General features: G+C 44.7%; 12 protein-coding genes. 9 read left to right on the forward strand and 3 right to left on the reverse strand.

The genetic code is table 11. The features are described from left to right. The first annotated feature begins 132 nt into the window (after positions 1-132). The gene (locus F3J22_RS08045) at positions 133-1,086 is read left to right on the forward strand and encodes an acetyl-CoA carboxylase carboxyltransferase subunit alpha (protein WP_167015987.1); all 954 of its coding nucleotides are present in this window, start codon (positions 133-135) and stop codon (positions 1,084-1,086) included. 78 nt (positions 1,087-1,164) lie between these two features. Then, the gene (gene dapA, locus F3J22_RS08050) at positions 1,165-2,040 is read left to right on the forward strand and encodes a 4-hydroxy-tetrahydrodipicolinate synthase (protein WP_167015989.1); all 876 of its coding nucleotides are present in this window, start codon (positions 1,165-1,167) and stop codon (positions 2,038-2,040) included. 84 nt (positions 2,041-2,124) lie between these two features. On the opposite strand, the gene F3J22_RS08055 is transcribed toward dapA, so the two are convergent. Continuing rightward, on the reverse strand, positions 2,125-3,033 hold the full coding sequence (locus tag F3J22_RS08055; protein WP_167015991.1) for a ribonuclease Z: 909 nt from the start codon (positions 3,031-3,033) through the stop codon (positions 2,125-2,127). Between the two features lie 99 nt (positions 3,034-3,132). Beyond that, on the reverse strand, positions 3,133-3,507 hold the full coding sequence (locus tag F3J22_RS08060) for an anti-anti-sigma factor (protein ID WP_167015993.1): 375 nt from the start codon (positions 3,505-3,507) through the stop codon (positions 3,133-3,135). 308 nt (positions 3,508-3,815) lie between these two features. On the opposite strand from F3J22_RS08060, the gene F3J22_RS08065 reads away from it, so the two are divergent. The 7 genes from F3J22_RS08065 to F3J22_RS08095 all read left to right on the forward strand — a co-directional run bounded on the left by F3J22_RS08065 (position 3,816) and on the right by F3J22_RS08095 (position 20,470). Further along, the gene (locus F3J22_RS08065; protein WP_167015995.1) at positions 3,816-6,350 is read left to right on the forward strand and encodes an ATP-dependent Clp protease ATP-binding subunit; all 2,535 of its coding nucleotides are present in this window, start codon (positions 3,816-3,818) and stop codon (positions 6,348-6,350) included. A 1,968-nt stretch (positions 6,351-8,318) separates the two neighbouring features. Beyond that, positions 8,319-10,091 carry a hypothetical protein gene (locus F3J22_RS08070; protein ID WP_167015997.1) on the forward strand — a complete coding sequence of 591 codons (1,773 nt, stop codon included), beginning with the start codon at positions 8,319-8,321 and terminating at the stop codon, positions 10,089-10,091. Next, positions 10,015-12,120 carry a hypothetical protein gene (locus F3J22_RS08075; protein ID WP_167015999.1) on the forward strand — a complete coding sequence of 702 codons (2,106 nt, stop codon included), beginning with the start codon at positions 10,015-10,017 and terminating at the stop codon, positions 12,118-12,120. The genes F3J22_RS08070 and F3J22_RS08075 overlap by 77 nt, the downstream gene beginning before the upstream one ends. Before the next feature lie 64 nt (positions 12,121-12,184). After that, a complete protein-coding gene (locus tag F3J22_RS08080; protein ID WP_167016001.1) occupies positions 12,185-13,777 on the forward strand; it encodes a T9SS type A sorting domain-containing protein in 1,593 nt (530 codons plus the stop codon). 86 nt (positions 13,778-13,863) lie between these two features. Beyond that, the gene (gene cmk / locus F3J22_RS08085) at positions 13,864-14,553 is read left to right on the forward strand and encodes a (d)CMP kinase (protein WP_167016003.1); all 690 of its coding nucleotides are present in this window, start codon (positions 13,864-13,866) and stop codon (positions 14,551-14,553) included. A gap of 774 nt (positions 14,554-15,327) precedes the next feature. Continuing rightward, on the forward strand, positions 15,328-18,765 hold the full coding sequence (locus F3J22_RS08090; protein WP_167016005.1) for a SusC/RagA family TonB-linked outer membrane protein: 3,438 nt from the start codon (positions 15,328-15,330) through the stop codon (positions 18,763-18,765). 19 nt (positions 18,766-18,784) lie between these two features. After that, positions 18,785-20,470 carry a SusD/RagB family nutrient-binding outer membrane lipoprotein gene (locus F3J22_RS08095; protein ID WP_167016007.1) on the forward strand — a complete coding sequence of 562 codons (1,686 nt, stop codon included), beginning with the start codon at positions 18,785-18,787 and terminating at the stop codon, positions 20,468-20,470. A gap of 163 nt (positions 20,471-20,633) precedes the next feature. Here the strand turns inward: F3J22_RS08095 and F3J22_RS08100 are convergent, their stop codons facing one another. Continuing rightward, the gene (locus F3J22_RS08100; protein WP_167016009.1) at positions 20,634-21,509 is read right to left on the reverse strand and encodes an AraC family transcriptional regulator; all 876 of its coding nucleotides are present in this window, start codon (positions 21,507-21,509) and stop codon (positions 20,634-20,636) included. Positions 21,510-21,632: the final 123 nt, after the last annotated feature.

Raw genomic sequence — 21,632 nt, forward strand, 5'->3', positions numbered from 1 at the left:
GCTCCCAAACGGTTGTGTTGTCCCGTTTTGGGATTGCAAAGATAGCAACAAAGTTTCCATTTTAGCAAATCTTTTTTAAAAAAAATTTTCAGCACTATCTTTACACCGTACTTTAACCAATTTATTCAAGTTATGCAATTCCTGGATTTCGAAAAACCTATCGAGAATTTATATGAGCAGCTGGCCAAGCTGAAGGAAAATGGTGAAAAGTCTGGGGTGGATGTTTCTGCCACTGTAAAGGAGTATGAGGTGAAAATCGCCGATACCCGCCAGGAAATTTACGACCATTTGACTGCGTGGCAACGTGTTCAGCTCAGCCGCCATCCCGATAGGCCCTATACGCTCGCGTATATTGAAAAGATGTGCTCCAACTTCGTGGAACTGCACGGCGACCGTAATGTGAAGGACGATAAAGCCATGGTAGGCGGTTTCGCTGACCTCGACGGTGAAACAGTGATGTTTATCGGCCAGCAGAAAGGTGTAAATACCAAAATGCGTCAGCTGAGAAACTTCGGTATGGCTAATCCTGAAGGTTATCGTAAAGCGCTGCGCCTCATGAAACTCGCAGAACGCTTCAATAAACCTATCGTTACGCTCATCGATACCCCCGGTGCTTACCCAGGGCTCGAAGCGGAAGAAAGAGGCCAGGCCGAAGCCATCGCACGTAACCTCTTCGAAATGGTGAAACTCCGCGTGCCTGTAATTTGTATCATTATCGGTGAAGGTGCCTCCGGTGGCGCCCTCGGTATCGGTATCGGCGATCGCGTACTCATGCTCGAAAACAGCTGGTATACCGTTATTTCCCCGGAAAACTGCTCCACTATCCTCTGGCGTAGCTGGAACTTTAAAGAGAAGGCAGCTGAAGAATTAAAACTTACTTCAGACTATATGAGCCAGTTCGGACTCGTTGACGGCGTTATCCGTGAACCGCTCGGTGGTGCACACGTAAACCCCGATGAAATGGCTGATATCCTGAAAAAACGTATCAAAGAAGCACTGGCAGAACTCAAAAACATCGATCCGGAAACCCGTATCGAACAACGTATCGACAAATTCTCCCGCATGGGCTTTTACGAAGAACATTAAAAAATATTCGAAGAAGACAATAAAAAATTAGAATTTCGGCATCCGAAATTCTAATTTTGTTTTCTCGTAAACATAATCATGGAACAATTAAGAGGCACAGGGGTGGCTTTGGTGACACCCTTTAAAGCAGATGAAAGCATAGACTGGAACGCTCTCGAAAAGCTGATCGACTATGTGATTGTTGGCGGCGTTGACTATATCGTAACGCTCGGCACAACTGGTGAAACTCCAACGCTCTCCGTAGAAGAGAAGCAGGACCTGGTGAAATTCACTTTTGAAAAGGTATCGAAACGGGTGCCAGTTGTGGTAGGAGTTGGTGATTACAGCACAAAAGCAGTTGTCAGAAGCCTCGAAAATTATCCGCTTGAACAGGCTGCTGCTGTACTCAGTGTTGCTCCCTACTACAATAAACCTACACAGGAAGGTATCTACCAGCATTATAAAATGATCGCACAGGCTTCTCCTAAGCCAATCATTCTCTATAATGTTCCTGGTCGTACCGGCCGTAACATGACTGCCGACACTACTTTACGCCTCGCGCACGAAGTAGAAAACATCGTAGCCATGAAAGAAGCCTCCGGTGATATGCTCCAATGCATGCAGATCCTCCGCGATAAACCGAAAGATTTTATCGTTGTCAGCGGCGACGATGCCCTGGCGCTGCCACAGCTGGCATGCGGTATGGACGGCGTTATCTCTGTTGCTGCCAACTACTTCGCTGCCGATTTTCCGGCAATGGTAAAAGCAGCCCTCAGAAACGATTTCCCTGCTGCCCGCGCACTCAACGATAAAATGATGAAAGGCTTCGACATGATGTTCGCTGAAAACAACCCGGCTGGTATCAAGGCATTCCTGGCCCATAAAGGCATTGTTGAAAACGTATTCCGCCTGCCGGTACTCCCTGTTACTGATGATCTCTATAACGAGATCGGTGAGTACCTCCGCAAATACTAACACAGTTCACAGATAGTAATAACAATATTGAAAAGGCCGTCTCTACTTAGTAGAGACGGCCTTTTATCATTAGTTAAACCGTTGTTATACAATAAAGGTGGTGCCTTCAGCCGCAATGTCGGTATTCGGAAATACAGGCCTGCTTTCTTCCAGAAACTGGTCTAATTCCTTGTATTTAGAAGAAAAATGACCAATCAGCAGCCGCTTTACATGCGCTGTTGCCGCCAGCGTCGCTGCCTGCACCGTGGTGCTGTGAAAACGCTCTGCCGCCCTGTCTGCCAGTTCATGCAGGTAAGTCGTTTCATGGTACATCAGGTCAGCATCCTTCAGGTATGGCAGCAGATTTTCATCATAAAGCGTATCTGCACAGTATACATACCGCTTGCCTTTTCCCGGCGACATCGTTACCCAGTCATTTTTGACGATGCTGCCATCTTTCCTGACATAATCCGCCCCTTCCTGCAGTTTACCGTAATAAGCGGCCGGAATTTCATAGGCCTTCGCCTGGTCTGGCAGCAGTTTACGCTTCCTTTTCTGCAATAACACCGAAAATCCGAAACAGCTAATCCGGTGCTGGGTAGGAAAACAACGAACCTCCAGGTCCTTATCCTCCAGGATAACACCGCTGTATTCCGGCATTAGCGGCACAAAAGTGAGCTCAAACTTCAAAATGGTACCGGCACAGTCCAATTGAATCTGGATGATCTGTTCCAGCTCCGGAGGGGCAAAAATGCTAAGGGGCTCCGTTCTGCCCATCAAACTCAGGGTATTCAGTAATCCTATCAGTCCAAAATAGTGGTCGCCATGCAAATGGCTGATAAAGATATACCGGAGCTTGCTACGCCTGATGCCATATTTTGCAAATTGCAGCTGGGTCCCTTCCCCGCAATCTATCAGCAGCAACTGATCGTTACAGGTGACGATCTGCGCTGTCGGGTGCCTGTCCAGGGTGGGGATGGCTGAATTATTTCCTAAAATCGTTACTCCAAACATTTGATATACCTTCTTTCTTGGGGCGTTCCCCTTTCGTGTGAAAGGAATCCGCCTGCCTGAATAATGCAAAACCAGCTCCTGAAAGAGCCGTCTGCTAATTTATTCCATTCCGTCCAATAATTCCCGTTCCAGTTCTTCCATCATCACCAGGTCTATTGCTTCGGCCATGGTAGGAGCAAGATTAAGGTTTTCAGGCCCCTCTGCTTTCAGGCGCGCAGTTAAAATGTTGTTAAGACCGGTGATCGCACATGAGCGATTATTGTCATACATGAAGCCGTAGACTGCAAAAATGGCTTCTATGCCGGCATCGTCCGCAGTTTCGATCAAATGTAAATCCAGTATGAGATTGCGGGTTTCCAGGCCGGGCAGGGTGGTAGCGGTAGTAATGAACGAGGCTGACAAATTAGCATCCAAAGCATTTTCTTCCGGACAAAAAACCACTATTTTTTCTTTGGTATCAATTTTGAATTTCATGCGTTGGATATTGTTTTATATTTTAGTAAGAATCAATTGCTGAGTTAGAAGAAAGGGCACCCGCCTGAAAAAATACCCGGATGAGACCGAACAAATGTTTAGCCTTCTTCGTAGTTATTTTAAAAGAGACCCGTACCCACACATTCACCACAAAAATAATTCTTAATACTATTAAAGTGTAACACGCCGGACTGCAAAAAAACGATAACTTCAATCCGACGGATTCGCTGACAAGGGAAATCAGAATTATTCGTTATTATTGTATAGACAAGCCCCCGTAAGGGTTTTTATAATCTAATTTATTCACAATGGACCAGAATTTTTCACCGCAAGTTAAGGAGATCATTTCGTTCAGCAGGGAGGAAGCTTTACGCCTGGGAAATGATTTCATCGGTACTGAACACCTGCTGTTAGGTATTATTCGCGAAGGCGAAGGCACGGCCGTAAAGATTCTGCAAGCGTTAAACGTGGACCTGTACGAATTACGCAAAGAAGTAGAACTGGCTGTAAAAGATAAGACGGGGAAAAACATTGCCAATATCAATAGTCTTCCCCTGACAAGACAGGCTGAAAAGGTTATCCGCGTCACGGTACTCGAAGCGAAAGCCCTCAAGAGTGCCACCGTTGAAACGGAACACCTGATGCTGTCTATCTTAAAAAATAAAGAAAACGTTTGTACACAAATCTTACAACAATTTGACGTGGACTACGATACTTTTAAAAACGAACTAGGCTTTGTAAAATCTGCTGATCCAAAAGCAGAATTCGATGATCCGGGTGAGGAAGAATTTGAAGACGAAAGAAAGAGCTACGCCTCCAAAGCCAAACAGACAAATACCAAGTCCAAAACACCGGTACTGGACAATTTTGGTAGAGACATTACCAAGCTGGCCGAGTCAGGCAGCTTAGATCCTATTGTTGGTCGTGAACAGGAAATCGAACGCGTGTCGCAGATCCTCTCCCGCCGCAAGAAGAACAATCCTATCCTCATCGGTGAACCCGGTGTTGGTAAAACTGCCATCGTGGAAGGCCTCGCCCTCCGCATCGTGCAACGCAAGGTTTCCCGCGTATTGTTCGATAAACGTGTTGTCAGCTTAGACCTCGCCGCCCTGGTAGCCGGTACCAAATACCGCGGCCAGTTCGAGGAAAGGATGAAAGCCATCATGAACGAACTCGAGAAAAACAGGGACGTTATCCTGTTTATCGATGAAATACATACCATCGTTGGTGCGGGTGGTGCCTCCGGATCCCTGGATGCTTCCAATATCTTTAAACCAGCCCTCGCAAGAGGTGAGCTCCAATGCATTGGCGCTTCCACCCTCGATGAATACCGTATGTACATCGAGAAAGACGGTGCACTCGACCGCCGCTTCCAGAAAGTAATGGTAGAACCACCTTCCGTGGATGAAACCATTCAGATCCTCAATAATATCAAGCCTCGTTATGAAGAATACCATAATGTTAGCTATACTGAGGATGCCATCGAAGCATGCGTGAAACTGAGCGACCGTTACATGACAGACCGCCTGCTGCCAGACAAAGCCATCGACGTACTCGATGAAGTCGGCGCCCGCGTTCACCTCAAAAACATCAATGTTCCGCAGAATATCCTCGACCTCGAAAAACAGATTGAAGATATCAAGCAGGAAAAAAATAAAGTAGTGAAAAGCCAACGCTTCGAAGAAGCCGCTGCACTGCGCGATACTGAAAAGAAACTGGGTGAAGACCTGGAACGCGCAAAAGCCATGTGGGAAGAAGAAGTGAAGCATAAACGCTACCCGATTGATGAAGAAGCCATCGCGGAAGTTGTCAGCATGATGACCGGTATCCCTGTGAAAAGGATGGTACAGGCAGAAAGCGATAAATTACGCCGCATGGGTGAAGATCTGAAAGGTGCAGTGGTTGGACAGGACGAAGCTATCAGCAAAGTCACCAAAGCCATCCAGCGTAACCGCGTAGGTCTGAAAGATCCGAAAAAACCAATCGGTACATTCATCTTCCTCGGCCCTACCGGGGTGGGTAAAACAGAGCTCGCCAAATCACTGGCCCGCTACATGTTCGACTCCGATGATGCACTGATCCGTATCGATATGAGTGAATACATGGAGAAATTCTCCGTTAGCCGCTTAATCGGTGCGCCTCCGGGCTATGTTGGCTACGAAGAAGGTGGTCAGCTGACAGAAAAAGTTCGCCGTAAACCTTATTCAGTAATCCTGCTGGATGAGATCGAAAAAGCACACCCGGATATATATAACCTCCTGTTACAGGTACTCGATGATGGTATTCTGACTGACGGTCTCGGCCGTAAGGTAGACTTTAAAAATACCCTCATTATTATGACTTCTAACATTGGTGCCCGTCAGTTGAAAGACTTCGGTGCAGGTGTTGGATTCTCTACCAGTACCCGTGTGAGCAGCGAAGAAGAGAATACAAAATCAGTGATCGAAAAAGCACTGAAACGTACCTTCTCTCCTGAGTTCCTCAACAGGATTGATGATGTGATCATATTTAACCAGCTCAACAAAGAGCATATCTATACGATCATCGACATCACCATGCAGAGTGTGCTGAAACGTCTGAACAGCCTTGGCTTCAGCCTGGAACTGACAGAAGAAGCAAAAGGCTTCCTCGCAGACAAAGGCTACGATCAGCAGTTTGGTGCGCGTCCGCTGCACAGGGCCATCCAGAAATACCTGGAAGATCCTTTAGCCGAAGAAATCCTGAACATGAATATTCATGACGGTGATATCCTCGTAGCAGACCTGGACAAAGAAAACCAGAAGCTGATATTTACACTGAAAAACAACTCTTCCAAGAGTAAATCAGAAAAATCAGAGGCTTAATTAAGTCTCCCATCTTATAATTAAGGGCCGTCTCTCACAGCAGGGATGGCCCTTTTTCTTTAGGGCTGCTTCCAATTGGGTGAATCACCGGCTTTTCCGGTCTGCAGTCAGGTGCTTATATGCCCGGTAATCGTTGGTTTATTTGCTCACTGGTTGATTTCCACTGCCCGGATATTAAAGGCCCGCTTCTTTCGTCGTTGATGGCTTGCCCCTAAGGCTTTTGCGTAATATTCTGCCGGAAAAATCTCCCGCTCAGATTTTAAAGGCTGCTTCTCCCGCCTTAAATGGCTTGCCGCTATGGCTTTTGCGCAGGAATCTATCTGGAAAAATCTCCTGCCTGGATCTTAAAGGCCGCTTCTTCCGCCGCTGGTGGCTTGCCGCTATGGCTTTTTCGCAGCAATCTATCTTGAAAATCCCGCCCCAATATTAAATCCCGCTTTTTCCGCCGCTGGTGGCTTGCCCTTATGGCTTATGCGCAGCAATCTATTTTGAACATCTCCAGCCTGAATATTAAAGGCCGCTTCTCCCGCCGTTGATGGCTTGCCGCTATGGTTTTTTTGCAATAATCTATCCTGAAAATCCCTCCCGGATCTTAAAGGCCCGCTTCTTTCGTCGTTGATGGCTTACCGCTATGGCTTTTTCGCAATAATCTGCCGGAAAAATCTCCCTCCTGTGGCTTTTGCGTAATATTCTGCCGGAAAAATCTCCTGCCCGGATCTTAAAGGCTGCTTCTCCCACCGCTGATAAGTTGCACCTATGGCTTATGCGCAGTAATCTACCTTGGAAATCCCGCCCAGATCTTAAAACCCCGCTTCTTTTGTCGCTGATGGCTTGCCGCTATGGTTTTTGCGTAATATTCTGCCGGAAAAATCTCCTGCCCGAATCTTAAAGGCTGCTTCTCCCACCGCTGATAAGTTGCACCTATGGCTTATGCGCAGTAATCTACCTTGGAAATCCCGCCCAGATCTTAAAACCCCGCTTCTTTCGTCGCTGATGGCTTGCCGCTATGGCTTTTGCGTAATATTCTGCTGGAAAAATCTCCTGCCCAGATCTTAAAGGCCCGCTTCTTTCGTCGTTGATGGCTTACCGCTATGGCTTTTGCGTAATATTCTGCCGGAAAAATCTCCTGCTCAGATCTTAAAGGCTGCTTCTCCCACCGCTAATAAGTTGCACATATGGCTTATGCGCAGTAATCTACCTTGGAAATCCCTCCCAGATCTTAAAGGCTGCTTCTCCCACCGCTGATAAGTTGCACATATGGCTTATGCGCAGCAATCTACCTTTGAAAATTCCCTGCCCAGGTTTTAAAGGCACCTCAGGTGGCTTACACATATGACTTTTGCCCAGTAATCTACCAGGAAAATCTCCCGCCCCGAAGGGGCGGACCCCCCAACCGACATCGAGGATGTCGGTTTTAATATCTCCGTACTAAATCCTCCAATCAATCTTCCGCGGTCGTCAAATGCCTCATTTCCAGATCAATCATCTCCTTATATCATCTTCAAAAAAAAATTAAATCATATAATATTTCTATATAACATCTTTATGTTATGGAAATTTATTATATTAAATAAAAATAGTATTTATATTTGTAGAGAAAACCGGATGAATATATTAGTATAATGATTGTACTGCCGGGCTTTTAGCTGGCACAGCCGGTCGATAAATATTATTTGCTATGTATACACTTCCGGAGCAATATATACAAATCGCAAAATGGTATGTTGGTGTAATTTTTCTCACTCAGGGTAAAGTATATTTTTGCATTATATAAAATTATAACCTATAGTTATTTTTATTTTATAGATTTTGCGTATTAAATAAAGAGTGTATATTATATGAGCCTGTACCTGGAGAGTCCTATGCCTGGTTTAACAGCTACTGTGGATAAGGAGTATTGATATAACTCTATGACAACTAATAATAATCCTATTGATAACATTTATTAATGACTTTATCCGTATATCTATGACTAAATCTCTACAATTCGCAGTTCGCGGAATGTTGTTGGGCGGCTTAGCACTGGTTGCCTCTCAGGCAAATGCACAGCTGAAAGTGGGTACCAACCCTACCAATGTGCAGCCTTCTGCCATTCTCGAGCTCGAAGCAAGCAACAAGGGTCTCTTACTCCCTCGGCTTACAGATACCACTAATATCAATACCCTTATCGGTAGTGCCGATGTAAACGGTATGATTATCTGGCTGAATAAAGGCGGAAACGCAGGCCTTTTCGTTCGCACAGGTGGCACAAATGGCTACTGGTCCAGAATGGCTAATGGTGGTCAATCCTGGGATGTTCTTGGAAATGCGACCTTACCTGCTAACGCATTCGCCGGTACCAGCACTGTAGGCGTACCATTCGTTTTAAAAGGCGGTGGAACGGAAGGTATCAACATTACAGATGGTGTACCTACCCTGAGCAACGGACCAATCCTGAATGGTGGTGCAAAAATTAATGGTGGTCTGACACTGACTTCCATCAACCTCGATGCCGCAGCTAACCGCGGTCTGTTTATGAACGCTACTACCGGCGTGGTTAATTACCGCGATTTCGGTAGCATGGCTTTCATGGATGGTATAAAAATTAATGCTCAGACAGGAACTGACTTCACTATTGATGCCGCTGGTCCTGACTATAAATTCGTTACCACAGGTGGTCATATTCAGCTCCAGATTTCTACGCTGAATGCCACCACTCCAATCACTGCCGGTTTACTTACACAAACTGACTATGATAAATTCAGCGCAAATGCTAAAGGTTTAGTCGTTACTGACCTCCGCGCAGCCAGCAATGAAGGTATTGGTGTTGATAATACTGATCCTGCAAACAGAAGGATCTTCTTAACGCCTGCGGATGTTAGTCATCCGGGTGCTGTTACTGCCGATGCACAAACTTTCGGTGGTGATAAAACCTTCAGCAATGTACTGACAGCTGGTGCCGGTATCACTGTAACTGGTGGTGGTATCACTGTAAACGGTGCAAGTACCTTTAATGAAGATCTGACTATGTCAGGCAATTTCACAGGTAACTTCCCTAATATCTTTGTAAGTACTTTAGCTACCTTCCAGAAAGATGTATCCATGACCGGTCTGGTTGATGGTGCTGCTACAGACAAAACTGTACTGTTGCTCAGTGGTAATAAAGTTGTTAAGAGAACCGTTAATCTGGATCTCCTGAATCCGACTACTTATGCTAGTGATCACACTGGTGACGATCTGGCTGTTACTTATAAGGCCGATGATGTTGCCGGAACCAATAGCCTTACTGTTAGTATTCCTGTAGCTACAGATAAAACAACGAATGGTCTCTTATCCAATTCTGATCAGATGATCGGTGGTAATAAAAACTTTACCAACAATATTGCTACAGTAGGAACTGCAAATATTGGCGTGGATGTGAAAGTAGCACCAAAAAGCACCAGCACCCTGAATGTAAACGGTTCCATTTCTGCTAAAATCAGAACTACCAATACTGCTTATACACTTGCTGCTGATGACTATACCCTTATCGTTCAAACAACTGGTATGGCAATTGACGTGACCCTCCCTGCTTCTGATGATGCATCAATGGGAAGAATATACGTTATCAAAAAAGTGCCTACAGGAGCTGAGGATGATGGTGCTATCGTTACTTTAAAAGGTAATATTGAAAACGGTACCAAATATGCATTTAGCACTCCTTGGACTGTTATCTCTGTTCAGGCTGATGGTAAAGGACATTGGTATATTATCAAAAACTAATCCGTTACATCTCTATAATACGGTCACGTCGTACAGGCGTGACCGTTATCTCTCTTCACCGTTGCTTAAAAGAAGTTATATGAAGTTGAAAGGACTATTCCAAATTTGTGCAATCGGTTTGCTGATAACAGGTAGCAACAGGCTGGCTGCCCAACAGCTGAAACTGGGGCTTGATCCTACCGCGGTCACCCAATCCGCATTGCTCGAATTAAATAGTAATAGTCAGGGCTTATTATTAAACCGTGTATCCAAAGCTACCGTTTCTACCGGTGGCGCCTTAGCGAACGCTCCCGATGGCATGCTCGTATTCATCAATGATGCCACAGAAAAATCTCTTTATGTTAAGAAAAATGGTGCCTGGAAAAAAATGGTAGACCTGGGTAACCTGAATATAGGTACAGGCCTCTCCGTCGATGCTTCCGGCAACATTACCAATACAGGTGTTTTGTCTTTCAATGGCAGAACAGGAGCCATTACCCCCATCTTAGCTGACTATTCCGCATTCTATACCCCGCTTACCCGAAATATTACTTTAGCCACCGGCAATGCTGCTATGAACATTAGTAGCGGAGCTCAGGACCTCTCAGCAGACCGCAGCTGGACATTGACTGTTAACAACACCACCGCATTATGGAATGCCAATCAATTGAATGGCAGTCCTATTGGAACTATCACTTCTCCCAATGAGGGAGACCTGCTTACCATGGTAAGTGGAAAATGGACAGCAAAAGCACCTGCTGCTGCTGGCAATGCTTATATCCTCAACTATACTACCGGCGCCGCACAAAACGCTAATATCAATATATCCGGTACAGCAAGTTTTGGTGGTAGCACTACTATTGGCGGTTTACTTACTGCCAGTTCACTGACTACCTCCGCTATGACTGCTACCAGTATCACTACTGGTTCACTTACTGCTACCAATGCTGTTAATGCACAAACAGTAACAACCTCTGGAGCGGTAACAGGCGCGTCGATCGTAGCTAATAACCTGACAGTGGGATCTGTTCCATTTGTAGGTACTGGTAAAGTACTCTCTGAAAATAATGGTAAACTCTTCTGGAATACGACCAACAATATGCTGGGCATTGGTAACAATGCACCTGGTAATACACTGGAAGTAAGCCAGACAACTGCCAATAATAATACAGCGGTTTCTGGCATTCGCCTGTCGGGTATCGCAGCTGCAACACCGGTTGCTGCTACAAATAAAGTATTGTCAATCAACAGTACAGGTGATGTAGTGGTGCAGGACAACGCCACACTGCTGAACTGGTCGCAGAAAGGGAATAGTTTTCTTACTACAGATACAGTCACTTATTTTCTCGGTACAACCAGTGCTAAGGACATGGTAGTGAAATATAACAATAAGGAATTATTCCGCGGTACAGCAGGTGTAGGAACAGGCTGGACAGGTTATGCAGTTACCTTGTTTAATGGCGCTAAAGCATATAACGCACATCCTTTTATTATCAGAGCTAATGGCCCTGATGTAATGGCTTTCCAGGATTCAACCGGTGCTATGAAGTTCCATTGGAACTTGTTAGGGGGTGGTCTCAACTTTGTGGAGTCAAACGTAAAAGACAACCGTATTTTCATTAAGTCGGGCTTCGGTGTTGGTATTGGAACCAACACACCTGCCGCTACATTGGATGTAAATGGCTCTCTTGCAGTGGCTATTTCCAATTCCACGGCGACAGCTGTTACAGTAGCAGATACGGATCATACAGTATTATTCACAGCAAATAATACCACCAATGTAAATAACTATACAGTAGTGACTATTCCTGATCCGTCTGCAGCAAATGCAGGCAGAATGCTGGTGATTAAATCAACTACAGCATATTCATTTAAGGTGAAGACAACTACCGGAAAAGCCTTTGAATCAACGGCTGCCATTACAACATTGGTAATAGATGCCATTTCCAAAAAATATATGAACGCTGGTAATGGCAACACTACGACGCAAAATAGAGGAGGTAGTGTGACGTTGCAATCCGACGGGACTACCTGGTGGATTCTGGATTAATTTTATAAGTTATCGTATTTATAGTCATCATAAGGATGATTAATTTAAACCTTTTATCTTTTTCATGAGAACCTTTACCTTCATTTTCATTTTACTGCTGGGAATGATACGATCAGCACAGGCACAGCTGGGCGTATACATACCTTCAGGAGATTCCGTCTGGTTATATAACAATACCCAGGTGGGCATCTTCAGTAATATGACAAATGATGGTGTACTGGGTTCCGGTCCGGGAAGTACCTTTTACATTCTCGGTAAAAGATGGATGAATGGCAGTAGTGCCTCCTTGCCGGATGAAAGTAAAAATGGCAGATCAGGTGTTGGTGGAAATTTTCTGTTCTCTTCCCTTAATCCTATTTTAGGAGATGTTGGCCAGCAAATCATATATGGAAACTACAGCGTAGCTACGCGTACCGGTACCAGCTTCCCCAATATGGAGGTTAACAACGGGAAAGGCATACTCCTCGATGATCTCAGCGATCTTAAAATCAGAAACAAACTCCACTTTACCAGTGGTAAAATATATCTCAACGGCTGGAATCTCCTGATAGGAGAAACAGACGCAGGTGACATTACCGGTTATAGCGATTCCCGCTATGTCGTTACCGGCAATACTTTTGCCGGAGGTTTCCTGTATCGTGTAAATGTTAAAACTGCTGCCAATAAGGTTGTTTTCCCTATCGGCTCAGATGATAAATCCTATAACCCGGGAGCGGTGCTGCTCGATGGCGGTGCTACTGATGGGTTTGGTATGCGTGCTTTCGATAGTGCATATATTATCGCAATCGGTGGTGGTGTGATCAAAGACAGCTTTGTCAACAAAACCTGGAATATCCAGCGTATGGATAATACCGGCGGTAAAGCTACCGTGATATTGCAGCACATGGATGTAGCAGAGCAGCCAAGATACAAGCTGAACAAAGATAGCAGCTATATCACCCGATTTGGTATTACCGGCTGGGATAAGCTCAACGTAACACCGGCGAAAGCATTACCGGGAACGCTGACCACCACAACCATGCTGCAACCTGCTACCATGCACATGCGTGTATTCACAGACCTGGGAAGCAATACCTATTTCTCCAAACGCATACTCAACGTAAAGGTAGATCCGGCAATATTCCTGCTGTTCGAAGCATTCAGAACGAGTCCTTCGATGGCGCAACTCAACTGGACCACCAGTCGTGAGGTGAATAACCTCCAATTCGAGGTGGAACGCCGCTATGCGAACGAAGAGGCCTTTAAAACTATTGCTGTGGTGGGTACCAAAGCGCCTAACGGCAATAGTACTACGCCACTCAGTTATACCTACAACGATCCTAACAACTACGACGACGATACCTATTATCGCATTAAGGTAATTGGCAAAGATGGTACGGTGATCTATTCTGAAATTAGGATTGTACCGCCGATATTCACTATCCAGGTATATCCTAACCCGAACCATGGCAACTTCCATGTGAAAATCCGTGGCCTGAACGACGAAATGTTCCTGCAGCTCTACGATACATGGGGTCAGATGTTACGTCAGTATACTGTAAAACGTGATGCCGATATCGAGTTCACACACATGCCTTCCGGCGTATACTACCTGACACTGTTTAACAAACAGACACAGAAAAAAGTATATACGACGAAAGTGGTGGTAGTGCCCTAAACCGTAATGAATTTGCTTTTTTCAAAGAATTGCGCCAATTTTGTAGTGTTCTTTCCGTAAGGCATTACCAAAAAATTAAGACGATTTTGAAAAAAATAATCATCACGATAGATGGCTACTCTTCATGTGGCAAAAGCACCCTTGCAAAACAGCTGGCCAGGAAACTGGACTATGTTTATATCGACAGCGGTGCCATGTACCGTGCTATTACCCTTTATTTTTTACAGAATCGTGTTGATTGGACAAGCTCCCCGGCAGTAGTAGAAGCATTACACAACATCCACCTGGATTTCGTGTGCAACTCCCTGACCAGCCTGTCAGACATGTACCTCAACGGCGAAAATGTAGAGCACCTGATCCGTGAAATGTTAGTAGCAGAAAAGGTAAGTGAAGTGGCCGCCGTAAAAGAAGTACGTGAATTTGCTGTAGCACAGCAGGTGAAAATGGGCGCCCGTAAAGGTATTGTGATGGATGGCCGGGATATCGGTACCGTCGTATTCCCACATGCTGAACTGAAAATCTTCATGACAGCAGATATCACCATCCGCGTAGAACGCCGCTTTAAAGAACTCTACGAGAAAAATAAAAATATTACCCTCGAAGAAGTAAAACAAAACCTGGAATTACGTGACTACATCGATGCTAATCGTGAAATTTCCCCACTGAGAAAAGCAGACGATGCTATCATCCTGGATAACAGTCACTTAAACCTGCACGACCAGCTGGAACTGGTGATGCAATGGGTAGAAGATGCAATTATGGCGCATTCTTCATAAAATAATATTTTCTATTATTAAAAGACTTTTATACATTTGCGATGGTACTCCAGGTATGGGGTACCTATCCCAAATAATTTTCCAGATCCTCTCGAATATCCTGTAATCTGTTTGCATGTATAACAGTAATTCACTGTATGCATCTCCAACCTTATCCATCCTGAAAAGCACTGCGAAGTATCAGGGAAGTCGTATGTGATATCTGAAATACATAGTGCTGCAATCGACTAACTGCATAAGACAGTAATACCGACATTGTGAACTTAAGTCAACACCTATACCTGTTGCCTTATGAAAGTCTTATATGCTATATCCCAAAAGGACCTTTGCTATTAACCGATTATCGACATTATTATAATATAAAAACCGCCCGAAAGTAGTGTTCCTGTTGCTTTCAGGCATCTTTAAACTTAATGTGGAATGGCGAGACTTTATGTCCCGTTCCATATTTTCAGTAGGTGTATTCGGTTAATAGGAAGAAGGGGCGAATTCTTTCGCCCTTTCGCTTTTTATACCTGCCCATTCCATCATCTCCCGGAAATTCTTTCTAAGCAAAAAAATATCAGCAACAGGTAACCCACTATAGGTTTAACCCGGAAATTGAAACTACATTAGGTAAAGGTTGTCAGTGAATGATGGAGAAGTACCAATGCTGCTGAATATGATCAATTTAATCCTGAACTAATTCCACTTTTTAAAGACTATTCTATTCTGTTCAATACTGTTTAAAACATATATCAACCAGTAATTCTCTAACCTTAAACGATCCCATGTATGTGGACAATCTCCGACTCATGTACCAGGCGGGCCATGCTCCTGCTATTGGTTTGCCTCGTCTGTCTTACGGCCAAAGCCCAGCATATCCGCATTACCGGCAAGGTTACCGGTGCAGGCAATGTAGTACTGCCCGGCGTAACGGTGCTGGTAAAAGGTAATAATACCAGCGGCACCGTTACAGATGCTTCCGGCAACTACAGCCTCCAGGCCCCATCCAGTGGCATACTGGTATTTAACTATGTCGGCTATACGAAAAAAGAAGTGGCAGTAGCCGGCAAAACTATTATTGATGTTAGTCTCGAAGAAGACAGCAAGCAACTTGGTGAACTGGTAGTAACAGCATTAGGTGTGAAGAAAGAAAAAAAGAAACTAGGCTATTCCGTGACGGAAATCAAAGGCCAGGACCTCGCAGTAACCAATGAAATCAGTCCTGTCAATGCCCTGCAAGGCAAAGTTGCCGGCGTACAAATAGACCAGGGCGCCGGCGGACTATTCGGCAGTACCAAAATCCTGATCCGTGGAAACTCTACCCTGGGTACCAACAACCAACCCATCTTTGTAATTGATGGGGTCATCATGGACAACAACACTTTTAGTGGTACCGGCCGCGATTTCGGTAATGATCTCAAAAACCTCAACATGGAAGACTTTGAGAGTGTGTCGGTATTGAAAGGCTCCGCAGCTGCAGCATTGTATGGCTCCCGCGCTATTAACGGCGTTATCCTGATTACCACCAAAAAAGGAAAACAACAACGCGGTATAGGCGTCAACGTTACCCAGTCATACAATGTGTTTAAACCCTATTCCGGCCCCGACTTTCAGAACGAATACGGCGGCGGCAGCGTAGGCGCTTTCTTTACCGATAACCGTGATCCTAACTATGCTGCTGACGAATCATGGGTAACAAAAGTATTCCCCAAAGACCCCGTAACCGGAAAACCTTATATCGACAGACAAATCAACCGTGAGCTGGAAAACTGGGGGCCTAAATTCTCCGGACAGGATGTAACTAACTATGATGGAATACCTACCAAATATGTAGCCCAGCCTAATAACTTCCTGGATGCCTTCAGAACAGGTAAAGGATGGTCTACCAATATTGCCATGGATGGCGGTAATGAAAAATCTACTTTCCGCCTGTCCTATACCCGCGACGTGAGTGATGGTATCGTATACAAAAACGCCATGACTAAAAATGGTTTCGATCTGCGGGTGACGCACAATATCAATAAATGGATCAGTGCTGATGTTGGCGCCAACTATACCGTATTCAATGGTAAAAACCCGCCACGGCTCGGCGGCCTGGATGCTTTCGGCTCTTATAACTTTGGTAAATTATTTACCTGGGTGCTCCCAAGAAACTATGATACCAAATACTGGATGCAGCAAAGCAAGTATGTAAGCAGTTTGGGTGGTACTCCCAATCCACAGGATCCGAATGAAACAAATAAAGCACCTGAAGCAAGGTTCTGGTTTAATCTCTTCGAAAATGACTATCTCCAGGATGAACAGAATGTTCGCGGACGTATAGCCCTCACCGCTACCCTCAGCCAATGGGCCAAACTCTCCCTGGAAGGTAATGTCAATAACCTCTACACCAGGAACGAAAATAAAGAACTGGGACAAAACCCAGATTTTGCAGGTGGTTTATATGGTTTAGGACATACCAGCAAGGAAAGCTACTTCCTGAAATGGATGTTGTCTATGAATAAAACCTTTAATAAAGACCTGGAAGTAAATGGTTATATCGGTGGGGAAACACAACGTTACCAGACTACTTATAACTACTCTGAAACGCGCGGTGGACTCAGTTATCCGGGAAATTACTTTATCGCGAATTCTATTCAGACACCTTATACGGAAGGTGGTATAAAAAGTCGTAAAGCTTTCAATTCACTATATGCCAGTGCGGATATCGCCTATAAAAATCAACTCTTCCTGCTGGCTACCTGGCGTGGCGACTGGTCTTCTGCGCTGACCTACTCCAACGGAACTGGTAATAACTTCTATCATTATCCCGCTGCCAGCCTTTCCTGGTTATTCAGTGAAACATTTAAGATGCCTGAATGGGTTACCTATGGTAAGTTCCGGACAAATATAGCGGCGCTGGGAAAAGATACTGATCCTTTCACCATCAATCCCGGGTTTGCATTCAACGGCTATACGAATAGTAACGGTACCGACTATCCGCTTTCTACCTACACGAGATATCCTGATCCGCTTACCGGCAGCTTTATCGCTCTGGTGCCTAATCTGAAGCCTGAGCGTAAGATCGCCAAGGAAGTAGGTATGGAAATGCGTTTCCTGAAAAGCCGCATCGGATTTGATCTCTCCCTGTACCAGGATAATACAAAAAATCAGATCATCAGTATTGGCACACCACAGGAAACAGGACTGGAAGGCATTATCATCAATGCCGGAAATATCCGAAACCGCGGTGTTGAGCTGATGGTAACAGGTACGCCGGTTCAAACTAAAAACTTTGAATGGAACACCAGCTTTAATTATTCTCACAATAAAAACCTGATCCTCGACCTGTATGAGGGCCGCAACGAATACGACCTGGGAGCCAATATCGGTGAAATCAGTACCTGGGCTATTGTAGGTAAATCTTATGGTACGCTGCGTACTACTATTCATTCCAAAGCATACCAGGCAACGGATGATAATGGCAAGGCTGTTGATAATCCCAATAACGGAAAGCCGGTGCTGGCATGGCGATCCGACGCCAGGGCGGCGTTTCCTGCCAGAAGCAATACCCTGCAGGATGTAGGAGATATTAATGCTAAGTTTCGCGGAGGATGGGAAAATACTTTCCGTTATAAAAATTTTAGCCTGGGTGTATTGCTGGATGCCAAATTCGGTGGCGATTTTGTTATGCTGACTTATCGTTTTGGTACACATACCGGCGTATTCCCTAATACCCTGGAAGGTCGCGATGCCAGCCATGGTGGCATAACATGGGTAAGTAAGTATGATGGCAAAACCTATGACGATGGTATGATCCCTGATGGTGTTTTTGATAAAGGACAGAAGGTGACATTACCTAACGGAACATCGGTAGATGTTGGAGGAATGACCTATAAGGAGGCTTATGACAAAGGATTGGTAGAACCAACACATGCGCCGCAGTATTACTATCGCCTGGGTTCTTCCAGCACCGGCGTGTCCGACTTCTGGATCAAAAAGAACAGCTGGGTATCACTCAGACAGGTGTCGCTGAGTTATCGTTTTTCTGAAAATATCTGCCGGAAGTTATCACTTAATAACCTGAGTGTTGCCATTGTTGGCCGCGATTTGCTCTATCTGTATAATACACTGCCATACAATTATAACCCGGCCTCAAATAACTCCAATAATACTGCCTTCTCTGGTGAACAGGGCTTCCTGCCTATGATGCGTTCCATTGCAGGTACTATCAGAGTAGGATTTTAGTCATCTAAAAAATCAGATCATGAAGAATTTATTCCATAAATATACAGTGCTGGGGATGTTGCTGGGATTAAGTGCAGCTTCCTGCCAGAAAAATTTCGGAGACATCAATACCAACCCCAGCGTGGTTACTACACCGGATATAAAATATCTGTTGAGTTATACAGAAGATAAACTGATCAGCTACCAGGGAACAGAGTGGGTATGGGAAAATATGGAACAGTTGCTGAGATACACACAACATGTAACTGCGAGTCCTTATGAGATAACGAGTAATGTTAATACCCGTTATTCCAATTACTATCTGCAGATTTTACCCAACCTGTTTGAAATACGCAGGCAGGCAGATGCTAAGTCAGACAAAGACCGCTACCAGAAAGCGAAAGCGGTAACCTATGTATTGCAGGCGCTGCACGGTATTAAGGTGACAGATATGAACGGCGCTATTCCGTATACCGAGGCGATAGAAGGCAGGTATCAATCTAAATATAACCCTGTATACGATAATCAGCAGACACTGTTCAATACCTGGCTGACAGAATTGAATAGTGCGATAAAAGTCTTGTCAGATAATAGTCTGGCCAATCAGGTTGTCTACGGAAATTCAGATATTTATTATCAGGGCGACTGGGTAAAATGGGTGAAGCTGGCCAATACCTTAAAGCTTCGTATAGCCGCGCGTCTGGAAAATGCAGATAATGCTACCTGTAAGAGCATATTCCAGGAGGTAATGAAGGATGCCATTGGTCCTATCGATGATAATACCGCGCAGGTAAAGTATCTAAACCAGACCTATGCGCCATTTGGTACCAGTGGCGATATCGACTACCGTAGCCGGAGATATGCCAGTACCAGTATTATGCAGTTCCTGAAAGGTAGCAATGATCCGCGTTTACCAATATATTTTGATAAGAATGATATCCCTGTTGGATTTAAAGATTCACTTACAAAATATAATGTAACCGCACCTGCATTTATTAATTTAAATGACCCGCTGATAAATTATCAGGGCGGCCCTGCCGACTGGACAACAAACCCCACTGTAGCGGCTTTCCTGAGTAATACATTTGCTGTCGGGCCCAATAAATATGCGCTGATATCCCCGCTAAACAGGAAGTTTTTCTCTCCTAAATTAAATGCAGCAACGGGTAATTTTGAAGATATACCAGTATCTTATGCAGAGACTTGTTTTTTAATAGCAGAATTTACCCAGAAAGGATATGCAGGAGGAGTGGATACCAAAGGAACAGTGAATGACTGGTATACCCGCGGTATCACCAGCAGCATTGTAACGATGAATGAGATAGCGGTGAATGCGGGTTCTGCAACATCGTTTAGTGGTAGTGGTGATACACAGATTGCGGCCTATCTGAGCAATAGTCAGGTAAAGCTGAATGGAACCAATGACCTGGAGCGTATCTACATACAGGCTTATCTCAACTACCTTCGTGTTCCTAATGAGGCTTATGTATTTTGCAGACGCACTGGTTATCCAAAACTGAGCTCAGGCTATTATGCCAGGGAGGTCTTTAATGAGCAGATTCCGCGCCGTTTCTGGCTCACAGACCCGGGAGAGGTAAATCGTGCTAATTGGAGTGCAGCGATGACAGCGCAGGGTTTTACACCTAATGCGCAGGATGTTAATACGCTGGCAACACAACGGGTATGGTATGATAAGACAGCACCTGATTTTGGCAAAGGAAATTAAAATATGAGTTAATAAAAATAAGAGGCATTTTCTACCTGGTAGAAAATGCCTCTTATTTTATATGAAAAAACAAAACATAATCCTTACAAACAACAGAACAGAGGCCTTTGCTGCGCTGCACCTTATGCTGCTTTGCGTGAAGAAGAAAAGCGCCGTAGGTGCCCTATATAAAGGTTCGTGTGCCGGCGAAGCTCTTCCTGAACTCCGAAGGCGTGCTTCCCTTTTTCTTCTTGAATATCCTGTTGAAATTAGATAAGTTCATAAATCCGCACTGGTAGCAGATTTCGGAGACGGAATGTGTCGTGTCAATCAGCATACGGGAGGCGTGTCCGATTCTGATTTCGTTCAGGCTATCAATAAACGTTTTGCCGGTACGCTTTTTTATAAATCGGCTCAGCGATACCGGTGTCATGTTGACGTGCTTCGATAGTTCATTCAGGCCTATGTCTTTATCGAAATGCTGCTGCATGTATTCAAATACTTTCTCAATACGCCTGCTGTTAAAGGTATTCAGCGATTCGGCAGCGGCGCTGCTAAGCATTCTCATATTCCGTGATATGGAAAGGTCATGCAGGATGGAGAACAACTCCAGTACGGAGTCGAAGCCTGTTTTATGCGGAAGGGCCAGCATCCTTGGTTTCAGCGCTGTAATTGTTTCCCTGGAGAAGGAGATACCTTTACTGGCATTTTCGAATAAGGCGCGGATAAAGCTCAGCTGATTTCTTTTCAGGAATTTATTATCGAAAAGATTGGCGTGGAACTGAATGGTTACTTCCGTTATTTTCTTGCTGCTGCATTGGTGGTCCAGCCATACGTGTTCTACGTTTGGCGCTACCAGTACCAGTTCCAGGTCGTCGATGTCTTCTACATGGTCTCCCACAATTCTTCTGGCTCCGGCTGCATTGATGATGAAGTTCAATTCATACTCTTCATGGTAATGTAGCGGAAAGTTGAAATGTGTTTTCTCCCTGGAGAAAATCATAAAGCAATCGTGTTCTGTTAAGGGCGTAATTTCTTTATATGCCTGCGTTTTGCGCATAATCTGTTCAATATAATGGTATAAATATAGTACATAATTGTATTAAAAGTATTATTGTATATGGTACAATTAATATAGTTATAATATGTCTTGTTTTGTTGTTAGTAAAGGGTTTTAGGTAGA

Source organism: Chitinophaga sp. Cy-1792 (genome assembly GCF_011752935.1).
Taxonomy (GTDB): domain Bacteria; phylum Bacteroidota; class Bacteroidia; order Chitinophagales; family Chitinophagaceae; genus Chitinophaga.

What these genes read in the sequence shown, in the direction of transcription:
- F3J22_RS08060 (WP_167015993.1), bottom strand. Translation starts at nt 3,507, where the DNA reads ATGAAATTCAAAATTGATACCAAAGAAAAAATAGTGGTTTTTTGTCCG.
- F3J22_RS08065 (WP_167015995.1), top strand. Translation starts at nt 3,816, where the DNA reads ATGGACCAGAATTTTTCACCGCAAGTTAAGGAGATCATTTCGTTCAGC.
- F3J22_RS08055 (WP_167015991.1), bottom strand. Translation starts at nt 3,033, where the DNA reads ATGTTTGGAGTAACGATTTTAGGAAATAATTCAGCCATCCCCACCCTG.
- F3J22_RS08090 (WP_167016005.1), top strand. Translation starts at nt 15,328, where the DNA reads ATGTGGACAATCTCCGACTCATGTACCAGGCGGGCCATGCTCCTGCTA.
- F3J22_RS08100 (WP_167016009.1), bottom strand. Translation starts at nt 21,509, where the DNA reads ATGCGCAAAACGCAGGCATATAAAGAAATTACGCCCTTAACAGAACAC.
- F3J22_RS08045 (WP_167015987.1), top strand. Translation starts at nt 133, where the DNA reads ATGCAATTCCTGGATTTCGAAAAACCTATCGAGAATTTATATGAGCAG.
- dapA (WP_167015989.1), top strand. Translation starts at nt 1,165, where the DNA reads ATGGAACAATTAAGAGGCACAGGGGTGGCTTTGGTGACACCCTTTAAA.
- F3J22_RS08095 (WP_167016007.1), top strand. Translation starts at nt 18,785, where the DNA reads ATGAAGAATTTATTCCATAAATATACAGTGCTGGGGATGTTGCTGGGA.
- F3J22_RS08070 (WP_167015997.1), top strand. Translation starts at nt 8,319, where the DNA reads ATGACTAAATCTCTACAATTCGCAGTTCGCGGAATGTTGTTGGGCGGC.
- F3J22_RS08080 (WP_167016001.1), top strand. Translation starts at nt 12,185, where the DNA reads ATGAGAACCTTTACCTTCATTTTCATTTTACTGCTGGGAATGATACGA.
- F3J22_RS08075 (WP_167015999.1), top strand. Translation starts at nt 10,015, where the DNA reads ATGCATTTAGCACTCCTTGGACTGTTATCTCTGTTCAGGCTGATGGTA.